Source organism: Rhodohalobacter sp. (genome assembly GCF_034521535.1).
In the GTDB taxonomy this organism is placed as follows: Bacteria; Bacteroidota; Rhodothermia; order Balneolales; family Balneolaceae; genus Rhodohalobacter.
Genome location: NZ_JAXHMF010000008.1, coordinates 36,137 through 49,553 on the forward strand (window position 1 = coordinate 36,137; position 13,417 = coordinate 49,553).

General features: G+C 41.6%; 12 protein-coding genes. 6 read left to right on the top strand and 6 right to left on the bottom strand.

The genetic code is table 11. The features are described 5' to 3' along the window. Positions 1–38 precede the first annotated feature (38 nt). Both U5K35_RS17430 and U5K35_RS17435 read left to right on the top strand, forming a co-directional pair. Positions 39–461: a helix-turn-helix domain-containing protein gene (locus tag U5K35_RS17430; RefSeq protein WP_322572800.1), complete on the top strand. Its 423-nt coding sequence runs from the start codon at positions 39–41 to the stop codon at positions 459–461. Further along, positions 458–739 carry a hypothetical protein gene (locus tag U5K35_RS17435; protein ID WP_322572801.1) on the top strand — a complete coding sequence of 94 codons (282 nt, stop codon included), beginning with the start codon at positions 458–460 and terminating at the stop codon, positions 737–739. Before U5K35_RS17430 ends, U5K35_RS17435 begins: the two co-directional genes overlap by 4 nt. On the opposite strand, the gene U5K35_RS17440 is transcribed toward U5K35_RS17435, so the two are convergent. Next, complete coding sequence (locus U5K35_RS17440; RefSeq protein ID WP_322572802.1) at positions 736–1,335, bottom strand: NUDIX hydrolase; 600 nt, start codon at positions 1,333–1,335, stop codon at positions 736–738. The genes U5K35_RS17435 and U5K35_RS17440 overlap by 4 nt on opposite strands. A gap of 68 nt (positions 1,336–1,403) precedes the next feature. On the opposite strand from U5K35_RS17440, the gene U5K35_RS17445 reads away from it, so the two are divergent. From U5K35_RS17445 to U5K35_RS17455, 3 genes are read left to right on the top strand one after another with little or no spacing between them, the layout of a single operon-like run. Then, positions 1,404–1,994, top strand: coding sequence for a CDP-alcohol phosphatidyltransferase family protein (locus tag U5K35_RS17445; RefSeq protein WP_322572803.1), 591 nt, complete (start codon positions 1,404–1,406; stop codon positions 1,992–1,994). A gap of 38 nt (positions 1,995–2,032) precedes the next feature. Continuing rightward, positions 2,033–2,989, top strand: coding sequence for a signal recognition particle-docking protein FtsY (ftsY, locus tag U5K35_RS17450; RefSeq protein WP_322572804.1), 957 nt, complete (start codon positions 2,033–2,035; stop codon positions 2,987–2,989). Between the two features lie 59 nt (positions 2,990–3,048). Beyond that, the gene (locus U5K35_RS17455) at positions 3,049–6,150 is read left to right on the top strand and encodes a CHAT domain-containing tetratricopeptide repeat protein (RefSeq protein ID WP_322572805.1); all 3,102 of its coding nucleotides are present in this window, start codon (positions 3,049–3,051) and stop codon (positions 6,148–6,150) included. A 58-nt stretch (positions 6,151–6,208) separates the two neighbouring features. Here the strand turns inward: U5K35_RS17455 and U5K35_RS17460 are convergent, their stop codons facing one another. Both U5K35_RS17460 and U5K35_RS17465 read right to left on the bottom strand, forming a co-directional pair. After that, positions 6,209–7,891 carry a M28 family peptidase gene (locus tag U5K35_RS17460; RefSeq protein ID WP_322572806.1) on the bottom strand — a complete coding sequence of 561 codons (1,683 nt, stop codon included), beginning with the start codon at positions 7,889–7,891 and terminating at the stop codon, positions 6,209–6,211. After that, the gene (locus tag U5K35_RS17465) at positions 7,888–8,661 is read right to left on the bottom strand and encodes a segregation and condensation protein A (protein ID WP_322572807.1); all 774 of its coding nucleotides are present in this window, start codon (positions 8,659–8,661) and stop codon (positions 7,888–7,890) included. The genes U5K35_RS17460 and U5K35_RS17465 overlap by 4 nt, the downstream gene beginning before the upstream one ends. 188 nt (positions 8,662–8,849) lie before the next feature. Between U5K35_RS17465 and U5K35_RS17470 the strand changes: the two genes are divergently transcribed. Beyond that, positions 8,850–9,257 (top strand): MarR family winged helix-turn-helix transcriptional regulator, encoded by a 408-nt coding sequence (locus U5K35_RS17470; protein ID WP_322572808.1) that lies wholly within the window; start codon positions 8,850–8,852, stop codon positions 9,255–9,257. 12 nt (positions 9,258–9,269) lie between these two features. Here the strand turns inward: U5K35_RS17470 and U5K35_RS17475 are convergent, their stop codons facing one another. From U5K35_RS17475 to U5K35_RS17485, 3 genes are read right to left on the bottom strand one after another with little or no spacing between them, the layout of a single operon-like run. Further along, positions 9,270–9,890: an HD domain-containing protein gene (locus tag U5K35_RS17475; protein WP_322572809.1), complete on the bottom strand. Its 621-nt coding sequence runs from the start codon at positions 9,888–9,890 to the stop codon at positions 9,270–9,272. Continuing rightward, complete coding sequence (locus U5K35_RS17480; protein WP_322572810.1) at positions 9,883–10,812, bottom strand: ATP-binding protein; 930 nt, start codon at positions 10,810–10,812, stop codon at positions 9,883–9,885. Before U5K35_RS17480 ends, U5K35_RS17475 begins: the two co-directional genes overlap by 8 nt. Before the next feature lie 33 nt (positions 10,813–10,845). Beyond that, positions 10,846–13,407, bottom strand: a complete 2,562-nt coding sequence (locus tag U5K35_RS17485; RefSeq protein ID WP_322572811.1) for a T9SS type A sorting domain-containing protein — start codon at positions 13,405–13,407, stop codon at positions 10,846–10,848. Positions 13,408–13,417: the final 10 nt, after the last annotated feature.

Sequence of the window (13,417 nt, forward strand, 5' to 3'; positions counted from 1 at the left end):
ATTCTAAACAATGATTAAGTAGAATAAAATTTATTGAAATGCCTAAGAAAATTGGCTCACTGACGCTCTATTCTGTGGATGATCTGCATGAGATGCTCGGTGTTAGCAAAATGACGATTCGAGCGTACCTTCGCGAAGGTAGACTGAAAGGCCGTAAACTTGGAGTGCAGTGGTATGTAACTGAAGAGGCGATAAAAAGTTATTTTGATGTGGGTTCTGAGGAGGACGATTCAAAACCGGAAAAAAAGAAAAAACGGTCATATACTTATGTGGTTCAGGGTGTGAACGATTTGGTTAGTGAAACAGAAGAGTGCGCAACAGTTTCCGAAACACTGGAATGCCTGAACAGTCAGGCAATCATAAGTCTGTTTCAGGTTGAGATTCGGGATGAATCGACCGGCGAGATTATCGAAATTGTGAAAGGAAGAGATTTTATTGAACGACATTCAAACAATTCATGAAAAAAGAACAAACTACACTTCAGGTATTTGAATTCGGGGATTCACCGGAAGATACATTTTACTGCCTGGTAGATCTGCGAGTGAGTCCAAACGGAATGGATATAGAAAAAATGCGACTCTCCGATCCGCGAAATATTGATCTGCAGTTTCGCGAAAAAGGCTGTCTTTTGATGCTCGATGGCCAAGAGATTGAAGAGATTATACGGCGCGGCGATGCAGACCGGGACAATCTCCACGAATCGATTTATCAGCTGGCCTCTGAGGAGGGAATCGTCTAAAAATCAATAGGAAACGGTTTGTGCTTTTTCCACCAAAAATAGGTTTGCGTTAAGGCACAGATTGTTTTCCCATCTTTGATTTCGCCCGACTCAATCATTTTTAGAGCATCGGAAAAGTGCAGTTTATGATTGATCAGAAACTCATCATCATCGGTCTGTTTATTTGATTCATCAAGGTCCCACCCTACATACACGAAGATCTCCTCATCGGCGTATCCGATAGCCGGAAAAAGTGAACCCACCTGTTCCAGGTTCTTGCATGATAACCCACTCTCCTCTTCCAGCTCGCGCAGTGCGGTGGTTTTCGGCGTTTCACCCGCATCAATTTTACCTGCCGGTACTTCAAGAAACAGCTTGCGTGGAGGGTATCGAAATTGTTTTAGAAGCATGATGGATCCGTCCCGAAAAACCGGAACAACCGCACTTGCACCGGGATGTTTAATCCAGTCTCTGGTCGAATGAGACCCGTCAGGCAGTTTTACGTCATCTACATAGACTTGTAAAAGGGTTCCGTCAAAAACATGTTTTGATGAAATTGTGGTCTCTTGCAGTTCAATTTTGTCCTCTTTCATGGAAGTTAAATCTTTCTTTTTCATTTCAATATTTATTACTGTGTTAAAAAACGTATTTTCTACCATAATTATGCTAACTCCAAAAAGATGGTATGAGAGAAGCCGTGAACGTGGATGGTAAAAAGGTATTGGTTAGAGACGACATTTACACGTGGTCTAACCTTATCTCTTTGTCTCGGGTATTGGTGGTTTTTCCAATTATCTATCTCCACATGCAGAACAATCATCAAGTCACCGCAGCGATATGGGTTTTAATCCTGTATGGGGGAATTTCCGATTACCTGGACGGGTTTGTTGCACGCTGGCGAAATGAAATATCCGAACTTGGAAAATCGCTGGATCCAATTGCTGATAAATTGATGGCGTTTTTTCTGTTCATCTACACCGTATGGCTCGGATGGATTCCTCTCTGGTATTTTGCTCTGGGAGTTACGCGCGATTCATTAATTATGGCGGGCTCGGCACATATCAAAAAAGAGCGCGGAAAGGTTGCGATGTCCATAATGTCCGGGAAGATTACTGTTAATCTGATGGCCATCTACTGGATAAGTATTTTCTTTTTTCCTGAGTTTAAAAACGTTCAAATCTTTTTTATGGTTGCATCAGCAGTTATGATGATTGTCTCTTTTGTAGAGTATAAACAGAGATATCACAAGATTATGAACGGAGCGGATTTTAACTGATTTACAAACAAAGTTTTAAAGATATTTAGTGAACGACTATGAGCTGGTTAGATAAAATTGGACTAAAAAAGAAAGAGAAGCTTGATAAAGGCGTTGAAAAAAGTCGTGACGGACTGCTTTCAAAAATTGGAAAAAGTATTGCCGGGAAAGACGAGGTTGATGCGGCTACACTCGATGAGCTTGAAGACGCTTTAATCACATCCGATGTGGGTGTTAAAACCACTGTTGAGATCATCGACCGGATTGAGGCGCGTGTTGCCAAAGACAAATTCATCACGCAAAATGAACTCCAGGAATTGATGCGTGACGAAATTGTAGCTCTGCTCAAGGATAACAACCCGGATCAGCCTGCAGAATTTGACGCAGATTTTCCACATAAACCTCACATCGTTTTGGTTGTTGGAGTGAATGGCGTAGGAAAAACAACCTCGATCGGAAAGCTGGCTCACTTATACAAAATTGCGGGAAAAAGCGTGGTTCTTGGAGCGGCGGATACATTTCGTGCTGCAGCCGTGGATCAATTAAAAATTTGGAGCGAGAGAGCCGGTGTTCCCATCATTCAGCAGGGACAAAACGCGGATCCGGCCGCTGTTGCATATGATACAGTTGCATCTGCAAAAGCAAAAGGCTCTGATATAGCGCTGGTTGATACCGCCGGCCGCCTGCATAACAAAAAATCACTAATGGAAGAGCTCGGTAAAATCAAACGGGTGATGGGTAAAGTTGTTGACGGTGCTCCCCATGAGATTTTGTTGGTTCTGGATGCCTCTACCGGGCAAAACGCAATGCAGCAGGCAAAAGCTTTCACGGAGGTTGTAGATGTTACCGGGCTTATACTTACAAAGCTGGACGGTACTGCCAAAGGCGGGATCGTTATTGGCGTATCAAACGAGCTGAACGTACCCGTAAAATATATCGGGGTTGGTGAACAAATTGAAGATTTACAGGTGTTTGACCGTGTAGCCTTTGTTAATGCACTATTTGGATTAAGCTAATCCCCTTTACTAATTGAGTTTGGTTCATTAATATATCAGATCAATAATGATCGGGTACGATGAAAAAAGCTCAAAACACCATTTTTTGCTCAACATCAAAAAGCAGACATCTCACCCTGATGTTCTGTTTCTTACTTCTGCTTTTCTTTCATGTTGATTTCGTCAAAGCTCAAACCGCAGATGCCCTAAAAGACCAATTTGATGAAGCGGTCAGGTTATATCAGTTTGGAGAGATGGAGCCTTCACGTCAACTCTTTAATGAGTTTACGGGCGCAATTTGTGATAACCCGCCGCTTATTGACGAATGCGTTGAATCTCAGCTCTACCTTTCAACTTTCCACAGGTTAGATCGAAAGTTTGAAGAAGCGGAGTCATACATTGATAAGGCTTCTGATATTGTTCTTAACGAATTGGGTTCAAACCATCGAAAACTAGTTGACGTGTATGTACAATACGCCTATCTATATGAAGACCGGTCTGAACTTGACAAGGCTCTTGAGTGGAGCCGGCGTGCTGCTGAGTTGGCAACTGAATATAGGGAATTTAGAATATCAGCTTCCCAGGCATTTACCAGCAGAGGTTATATAGAGGATTCGAGAGGGAATTACCAGAATGCGATAAACTATTACCTGACTGCACTGGAGATACTCTCAGAAGAGGAAGAGAGTTTTGAACTGCACCGAGCACTTTCGATTACTCATAATAATACCGGAATTACTTACCGTAAACTCGGTATGTATGATGATGCAATGCATCACTATCAAATGGCCTTGGATTCTGCAATTAAAGCCTATGGTGAATCACATTCAGAAATAGCTATCATTTATAACGGAATTGGAACCTTCTATTATTCAATTGGGGATTTGGGCACAGCCAGTGAATATTTCAGACAGTCGGCGGCAACATTCAGAAAAGCTGAGGGAGAAAATTCGAACAGGCTAGCCATTCTTTACAATAATCTTGGGCTGATTCATATTCAAATGGATGACTATGAAAATGCGCTTCAGTTCTTGGAGAGAGCTCAAAAAATAAAACTGAATATTTATGGTGAAGAACATATAGAAACTGCTGTTGGATATCATAACCTTGCGTCAAGCTATCTGAATAACGAGGAGTATGAAAAAGCTGAGAAAAACTATTTTCTGTCCCTGAAAATCCGTCAAAATATTTACGGTGAGAGTCATCCAAACCTAATTCTTCCCTATGTAAATATTGCTAATTTGTATATACAAATTGAAAGATATTCAGATGCCCGTGAGGTATTGAATAAAGCATTGGAAATTGGGATGGAGAGATTGGGTGAATCGCATCCTGATGTTCTTGGCATCTATTCTCAGCTGGGTGAAATCCATGAAAAAGAGGGAGGGTTGACTGAAGCCGGTGATTTTTATCGTAAGACAATATCAATTTTGATAGGAGAAACGTACAAACCCATGTTAACCAAGGTTGATTTGGAAAACGTGAATTATCCTGTTCGATTGATAGAGACTACGAAACAGCTTGGCGAACTAAATATAGAATTATATAGTGAGACGGAAGACACAGAGAATCTCTATGAATCTCTTCGATTATTTGATGTAGCTGTTTCCGCTATAGATTTTTTGCAGACACAGTATCAGAGTGAAGCATCGAAATTACGCTTGATTGAAAATCACTATTCAATTTTCTCTGCGGCCATCGATGTGTACTACATACTTTTTCAGCAAACCGGCGAGCTTGTATGGCTTGAAGAGATGATCGAATTTGCGGAGAAAGGCCGATCCAGAGTCGCATTGGATCTGTTGCAGGATGTTAAAGCTAAAAGCTTTGGCGGTGTACCTGAAAATGTAATCGCTGAAGAGAGAAGACTGAATAAAACAGTAACGGATAATTTTCAAAATCTGCATTTAGAACAGGAAAAGGGATTGGATGCGGACAGCGGTAAAATTCAAGCATACCGGGACACTCTCTTTCATGCCCGACGAAAACTGGTTGAGTTTACAGAAACACTCGAGGAGAATTATCCGGAATATTTTGCTCTGAAATACAACCGCGAGACGGCCTCACTCGACGAAATCCAACAAATATTAAAACGCGATGAGACGGCATTGTACTACATTTTTGGAAGAGATCACGTTTATGGTTTGGCAATTGAAAATGATAAAATCGCTGTGGAAAAAACAGCGGCCATTGAGTATGTGAACAGTGAAGTGGTTAAGCTAAAAGAAGCGGTAATAACCAGAGATGATAACACCTACAAACAGATCGCTTACGAGCTTTACGAAGCATTGGTTGACCCGCTCCGCCCGAATATCAACGGTTCGTCTTTACTCATTTTCCCTGACCAATCTTTACACTATCTGCCATTTGAAATGTTGATTGACCGCGAGGCGGCTGACAAGCCCTATCATAAGCTATCGTATTTAGTCAATCAGTTTGAAATTCAATACGCATCATCGGGTACTGTTTTTAAGGAGATGCAGCAGCGTAAACCCGAAAGTCCGAGTAATCTTCTCGCATTTGCCCCTTTTAATGATTCAATGAACGTAACGGTTGACGAGACAGAGACCAACACCAAACGATTTTTAGATGGTTTAACCCCGCTTCCGCTAACTGCTTATGAGACAAATCAAATTTCAAAAATTTTCAAAAACAACAGGTCGCTGCTGAATTTTTTAAATCCCGAAAAAGTGACGGTTCTTCAGAACAGTGATGCCACTAAAACTCAGTTTCAAAAACAAAACTTAAGCAGCTATGGATTCATCCATTTTGCAACACACGCGTTTGTTAACGAAACCAATCCGGACTTTTCAGGAATCGTTCTGCAGGGAGAAGGAAATGACAACGGTATTTTGTACGTGAGCGATATCTATAATCTGCAGCTTAATGCAGATTTGGTTGTATTGGGTGCTTGTGAGACTGGCTTGGGAAGCGTTCACAAGGGAGAAGGGATGATTGGATTTACAAGAGCCTTTAAGTACGCCGGAGCTTCAAATCTGGTCGTTTCGATGTGGAGGGTAAGCGATCAGCCGACGGCTAAATTAATGATCAGCTTTTATGAGAAAATCCAAGAGGATTTATCGTATGGGAAAGCTTTACAATACGCCAAGCAGCAACTGATTGAAAATCCTGAAACTGCGCACCCAATTCATTGGGCAGCATTTATATTGAACGGCAGTTAAAAAAGGCCCTTCAAAAACCCGGAGTTTCTAAAAGGCCATATTCTTTTCAATTATTGATCTAACGGGATTGAAGACGGGTAATTTCTATAAACTGCTGATTATCCACGACAGGCCTTCCATCATAATTGGCAACCTTAATGGTTGAAGTGTAGATCAATTGACTGACCCGCGATAGTTTTTCAAAATTGATTTTATCAATCGTATCAGACGGGCGGTGATAGTCCTCGTGAACTCCTGTAAAGAAGAAAACAAATGGAACTCCAAATCGGCCAAAATTCCAGTGGTCGCTTCTTCGATAAAACTGATTTGAATCCTGTAAGTCGTTGTATTTGCGATCGAGCCGCATATTGACTGTAAGATTGTTTGCGGACTGAACCAGGCTGTCCAGTTCGGAAGAGATGATTTCACCGCCAATCAGATACACATAATCTGTATCACCTTTTTGGATGTTTTCCGGATCGCTTCGCCCAATCATATCTGCGTTAAAGTTGGTTACGGTATTTTCAATGGGTATAACGGGATGATCAGAGTAATATCTTGAACCCAGTAATCCATTTTCCTCACCGCTCACATGAAGGAAAAGAATGCTTCGCTTGGGTTGATATCCCTGGCTTTTGGCCTCATTCAGTGCATTGGCGATGGCCATCAGCGCGGTGGTACCGCTACCGTTGTCATCAGCACCGTTATAGAGCCCGTCTCCGGATTCATCAGGTGCACCTATGCCTACGTGATCGTAGTGAGCCATCAGTACAACAGCCTCGTCTTTCAGGTCAGGATCAGCTCCTTCGAAATAGGCAATAACATTCTCCGCATCCATGTGACCGGGACCGTCATAAGGTGTATACTCCAGATAAAAATCAGTTTTATATGGGGTAAACTCTGTGATTTCTTGTACTAAGTTTTGCTTTTTTTCATCCAACTCATCGGTGGAAGAAAGACCCAGATAAGTAACAGCCATTTCAGGACTGATTTGAAGAAATCCTTTTGGAAAACCGGACTGTCCGTTCTGCTCAAGATAGGCCAGGCTGATATTCGATGGCTCACCCATTGACTCTGAGCTCATTTCAGCAACCTTTTGAAATTCACTTTGAGAGTAATCAGATATCAAGAGAATTCCGGCAGCGTCCATCTCAACAAGAATGTTGCGTAACCGGCTGTTGCTGGTAATATCGGGATTAATCAGTGTATCCCCTTCAACTACATACGGGATTTCTTCAAAAATCATGACCCAGTTACCCTGAATCTCTTCACCTGCTAAGTGCTGAACTCCCCTTTCGTTGTCGTTAACTCCAAATCCGGCAAAAACAACATCGCCCTCCTGAGGAACACTTCCTCCAAACATTCGAATAAAATCTCCAGTTGATTCAGATGATTCAACACTGTGGCTATGCTTTAAAGTATCTGCTCCGTTTATCTGAAAAGTTTCATATACAAGACTGTCCGTATATTCAGCATTTAACCGATAGCTTTGGAAATAAGTATCGCTATCGCCCATTGGCGTGAATCCGAGATCAGAATAGAAGTCTGCGATATAATTGGCAGCGACTTCTATTTTATCTGAACCGGTGGCCCGTCCTTCAAGGGAGTCATGAGCAATAACTTCTAAATGTTGCTGTAAAAACTGAGGCGTAATTTGAGTTCGAAACTCTACCAGATTCTCAGTGGAAGTAACTTCTTGAAGTGAATTTTGAGTGGCGCAGCCTGTAGCAAAAAGTAAAAGTGGTAGCAGTATTTTTTTCATGAGAATTCAGACTTAAATGTTGTTTTCGGATCTCCAATTATTTCATCAACCGGTTTGAGATCGATATGAAAGTTGGTGGGATCATCCTCTTCTATGAACAGGTTGATCTGTTGCTCTTTTAGCATTTCAAGTACAGCAAGGAACGTTACTACAATAGCTGTTTTAGTTTTTAATTCCATGCAGAAATCGTAAAATGATGTTCTCCCTTTTTCCTGCAACCGGGTTAAAACATATTCGGCCTGCTGCTCAACCGTCATTTTAACCTTTTCTACTTTGTGGTAGACATTCTGCCTCTTGATATCGGCTAAAACTTTTCTGAACGCCGCCATGAGGTCAAAAAGAGTGACATCTTTCAGAGCCTCACCCGTAGCCTGTTTTTCAACTTCATCTTCCTCCAGGTAGCCGCGATAATATTTCTTTTGAGTCTCCTCATCAATAATGGTTAGTTTTTCCGCCATCTCTTTGTAGCGCTTATACTCAAGCAGCTTTTGAACCAGTTCGTAGCGAGGATCGTCTTCATCGAGTTCTTCATCGTCTTCCGGATCGCGCGGCAGCATCATCTTAGCTTTGATAGACATCAGCATGCTGGCCATATAGATGAACTCGCTGGCTACATCGAGGTCGAGTTCCTCCATCAAGCGGATGTAGTCGAGAAACTCATGCGTAATGTGATAGATAGGTATATCGTAGATATTGAGCTCATCTCTTCTGATAAAGAAGAGCAGCAAATCCAGGGGGCCTTCGAAATTTTTTAGCTGAACTCTGTACATAGGCAAATGGGTTGTCACAATTTCGCAATTTCTGCTTACAAATAGAAATTCTTAAAGTTAGATTCGTTGTTAGAAATTGTGAAAAGAAGAAAGCCATTTATGCATAGCACGCCGGAGATTTTGCCTAAGTTTGATTTATCAGTCTTTTTAGTTAAAATAAGTCTTATTGCATATACAAATAAAACGCCATGCATTCCCAAGCCAATACATTCAGCAGATCTGTCTCCAAACATTTTGACTCCTATTTCAAGGAGTCAGGTCTAGCCACATCCTATGTTGAAGTTTTGATTTTTATCAAAAATGAAGGATCCTGTCTTCAGAAAGAGATCGCAGATCATCTGAATTTGGATCCATCTACAATAACACGGTTTTTAAAAAAGCTGCAGAAGGAAGATTGGGTTGTAAAAGAGAAAGTTGAGGGACGAACTAAAATTCTGTTGAACTCAAATAGAGAAGGTGAAGTGAAAGCACTTCAGGAATTATATAGAGAAGCAGAAGAAGCGTTATCTGAGATGTTGGGAGATAAATATGTGGAAACAACACAGAAACTGCTCAGTCATGGTAACTCTCTGTTTGATGAATCGGATGAGGATTAGAAACGCAATCTTTTAGATCTCTTTTCTTAACTCACTCAAAAACATTTTCATAAAACTAATCCGATCGTCAGCCAGCTTTTTTGCACTTTTTGTGTTTAACAGTTCGGGCAGTTTGAAGAGCTTTTTATAAAAGTGATCTACTGTATAGAGAGAATCATCCGGATCTCGATGTTCACAGAAGGGATCTTCCATACGATAAAACGGTTGATCTAACTTCCCACCTACAGCAAAACAACGCGCGATTCCAATTGCACCCAATGCATCCAGTCGATCGGCATCCTGTACGATTTTAGCTTCTATCGTTTCCGATTCAACTCCTCCTGAGTAGCTGTGAGCCTCAATTGCATGTACAACATGTGGAATTTTAGACTCCGGGAAATCAATACTATTTAAAAATTGTGCGGCTTTCTCTCCGGCCAAAATGGAGGATTTGGACCGCTCTGGATGATCTTTAGGCAGTGTGACACAGTCATGCAGCCAGGCAGCTGCATCTACAACCTCCGCATCACCACCCTCTTCTGCTAATAACTCGCGGGCAGTTTTTACAACACGCTGTATGTGAGCCAAATCGTGCGCGGCATCGAAGGAGCAGTTATCAATTAGAAAGTTTCTGTAAACACTCTCTTCAGGCATAGGTATGGCTTTCGAGTATTCGATCAGGTATCGGGATCTCTAAACTAATTTTTGTGCCTAGATCAATTTTTGATTCAATCCAAAAACGCCCTCCAAACTTTTGAGTAGTGTGGAAAGCTTTGGTAAGCCCGAAACCACCCCCCATAGTTCGAACTTTATCTTTTATGTTGGATGCCCGGTAACCGTACTCAATTATTTTTGAAATCTCTTCTTCCGGAATCCCATAACCGCTGTCTTTCACAACAAACTTGAATAAACCGTCCTTTTGCGCAATTCCGATTTCGATGGTTCCACCCGGAGGTGTGTACTTTCGCGCATTTGCTACAAGATCCCGAATTACATCTTTGAGAAGTAGCGGCAAATAAATGGTATCGTTAAAGTCGCTGTTTACTTCAAACTGAACCAGATAATCTTTCTCTTCCTGTTCCGCGATATTATAGATAATTCTGTATCTGCCTCGACTGTTTTTCTCCAGGGTATAGAAAAAATTTTGAAACTCCTTTTTGAAATTCTTTATGGAAAAGGATTCCCATCGATCGGGATGATTCCATCTGTGAAAGATCTCTTCAGTTCTGTCATCCAAAACTTTAAATATATCTTTAAAAATAGACTGAAATTCAGAAACAGAAGCACCGTCATTTAACTCAGGTTGTAACTCATTTTGTTTTTCAAGTACTCTATTGAGCTCTTCTTGAAAAGCATTTATCTTTTTTTCATTAAATACACTCTGATCTTTTTCTCTTGCGGCATCAGCCAGCTTAAGAGTTTGATCGATTAACGGTGTAATTAAGTCAGAATGATCTGTCTCAAACTGAATGAGATGAAGCTGACTGCTAAGTACCGATAAAATATTGATTACAGAATGCATTTCCAGCTCATTAAGCTGCTCATCTGTAACATTGATTTCATTTTTGATTTCCAAAATGATCCATTTTTAATTTGAATAAATTTTAATTTACTGAACAACTACAAATTTTTTCAGATGAAACTCCTCGCCCGAATAGATTCGTGCAAAATAGACTCCGGCAGCATAGCCGCCTGTTTCAACCTGAAATTCGGTTGAGTTTACTTCAAACATTTCTACACGCCTGCCCAGCACATCAAGTATTTCAACTTTGTCAATAATTGCACCGGATCGAATATTCATCGTCGAACGAACCGGGTTTGGGTATAGCTCAACAAAACCTCTGCCAACCGGTGTCCCCGATACTTGAAGGGAGGTGCTAACCGGATCAGACCAGTTAAAACCGGCTTTCACGCGATAAACAAATTCATCGCTTCCGGTAAATCCTGATTCTGATAAATATGAAAAACTACCGTCAGATTCTAATTGTAAAAGTCCACGTTTGGGAGGTTCCACCAATACAGCCTCCATTGGCATACCGTCAAGTGAGAGATCATTTTCCAAAAGACCATCACCGCCACTGATGTGGTTTACATCTCCGGTTCCGAGTTCATAATGATCACTTACCGCAATTGGATTACCGGGCAGGGTGGGCAGATACTCCTTCATATATGTATAGCTGGCTTTCACGTACTCTTCTGCATCAACCGGTAGATTCCAGCTATCCCAAACAAACCGATTTGAAGTCTCAGCTTCAAAATTGTCGTAATAGATACCAATGTTGATCCCATCTGAAAACCGGGTTTCAGTTTCAATCGTGGATCGATCATCATGCATAACTTCCAGTCTGCTTGGGTCGGTGAAGTTGATGAGCGACCACGGAAGACGGATTTCGATTCGATCATCAAAAAGCCGAACAGCGTCTGTACTGTAAGCCGGGGTGTTTAATCTGTTAACGCCCATCTGGCCAATATCCTGAACCTCTTCGTTTTCAAAATCATTTTTCCACCGAACCAGTTTCCAGGGTGCACCATCACTAACTGTAGAGCGATACTCCTGTTCAGGACCTGATGTGTTGAACCAAATACCAAACAGATCGTACGCTTCAGTCACATATAGTTCTGCCTCGTAGTTTGTTATCATCAAAGCAAATTCCGCCCTGTTTGAAACAGTCTTTCCATTGGGCAGGATAGACTCACCTAATGTCTCATCATATGTATCCAATGAGATCCAAACTGTATCGCTTTCCTGAATGTGCTGATCCATATCCAACTGCAATTGAAAATAGGAGTAGTCTGCCTGGGCATGTACACGCTTAACTTTTTCAGCATCGCCAAACTCTTCCCACAGACTTAAATCTCTGGGTTTGCGAAATCCAAGCAGTCCAAAGTTTTGTTCGGCAGCCGTTACGTTATGCCACAGTATTCGTCTTCCCGGAATAAAATCAAAGGGGTTGGTAATCCATGTCTGTTTAAACCATTCATCAATCCAGGAAAACTGTATCCCACCTCCGGCATTTGCCTGTTGGATATTTTCCAGCATTCTGATGTTGTTTTTCCCCTGCTCCAGTTCAGAGTAGCCTCCGTGGTGAATACCGCTATGGGCATATTTTGCCACTCCCCAGCTTGAAGATCCGCCAAATTCAGCGATAATTAAAGGGAAGCGGTCGTAATGATCTTTTAAATAAGTTAGATAGCCGAGATAGCTGTTTTGACCAATATGATCCTGAAATACGACATAACGGGGATCACGCGAAATGTAGTTTGGGTAATAAGGATATGCATGGTATGAGGCAAAAAATCCGGCTTCAGCATTATCAAAATCTATGTTTTTTAAATCCAGAGAAGCGCTCTCCTCATAAGGATTATCTGCATTAGGATGATCAATAGGATCGAGTGTCGGCCAGCTGGAGACGGAGACGGGCCGCTGAGTTCCGTAGTTCTGCATCTCGAAGGTTAAGAGATGATCGAGTCGTTCAACCACCCAAATTTCTGATGCCTTTACATCTGATATGGACAGGTAATTGCCGTTAAAAGTGTGAGTTCCGGGATTAGATTGATTTGTTTCAATAACTTCCGGCGGATGAATTTCGCGCCCAATGATGTAAGCGATAACCCATTGTGAAATGTCATCGATGTACATGCCGTGTGCTTTTCCAAATCGCGGGGGTATCATGATATCACCATGAACGGCACGCACATTATCTTCCATCTCTTGCTCAAAAACATCTGTGAGCGTATTCAAATTTTCATCATAGCCCGTAAGTTCTTCCTCCAGCCAAACTCCCTGAAATATGTAGAGTGGTGAATTGGGATTGTCTTCGTTGAATCGTTTTAGCTCCTCATAAAACCTTGGATAGTGGAGCGTGTAAAGCCGGATAGTGTTAAATCCTGCGTCTCTAATCATTTGAAACCAGCGTGCGTAGTCGTCACCTGTAGCCGCAAGCTGACCCGGAAATGTACCGGGAACAGAAACTCCAAGATTCACGCCTTTAATAAACAGAGGGCTATAATATTCGCCATTCCAGACGGTAATGTGTGTTTCATCTACAGAAAAAGGGAAAGGCTGATCCGGAGCAGAATCCTGACTGAATGAAGTTTGGGCCGTAAAAAGCAAGATGATTGCAGTGACAAAAAACGGATTAAGAATCTGCTTAAAGTAATCTAAAGACATGATATACTGC

Coding starts and splice junctions, on each gene's coding strand:
- U5K35_RS17470 (WP_322572808.1), top strand. CDS start 8,850: ATGCATTCCCAAGCCAATACATTCAGCAGATCTGTCTCCAAACATTTT.
- U5K35_RS17435 (WP_322572801.1), top strand. CDS start 458: ATGAAAAAAGAACAAACTACACTTCAGGTATTTGAATTCGGGGATTCA.
- U5K35_RS17445 (WP_322572803.1), top strand. CDS start 1,404: ATGAGAGAAGCCGTGAACGTGGATGGTAAAAAGGTATTGGTTAGAGAC.
- U5K35_RS17460 (WP_322572806.1), bottom strand. CDS start 7,891: ATGAAAAAAATACTGCTACCACTTTTACTTTTTGCTACAGGCTGCGCC.
- U5K35_RS17455 (WP_322572805.1), top strand. CDS start 3,049: ATGAAAAAAGCTCAAAACACCATTTTTTGCTCAACATCAAAAAGCAGA.
- U5K35_RS17485 (WP_322572811.1), bottom strand. CDS start 13,407: ATGTCTTTAGATTACTTTAAGCAGATTCTTAATCCGTTTTTTGTCACT.
- U5K35_RS17475 (WP_322572809.1), bottom strand. CDS start 9,890: ATGCCTGAAGAGAGTGTTTACAGAAACTTTCTAATTGATAACTGCTCC.
- U5K35_RS17430 (WP_322572800.1), top strand. CDS start 39: ATGCCTAAGAAAATTGGCTCACTGACGCTCTATTCTGTGGATGATCTG.
- U5K35_RS17465 (WP_322572807.1), bottom strand. CDS start 8,661: ATGTACAGAGTTCAGCTAAAAAATTTCGAAGGCCCCCTGGATTTGCTG.
- ftsY (WP_322572804.1), top strand. CDS start 2,033: ATGAGCTGGTTAGATAAAATTGGACTAAAAAAGAAAGAGAAGCTTGAT.
- U5K35_RS17440 (WP_322572802.1), bottom strand. CDS start 1,335: ATGAAAAAGAAAGATTTAACTTCCATGAAAGAGGACAAAATTGAACTG.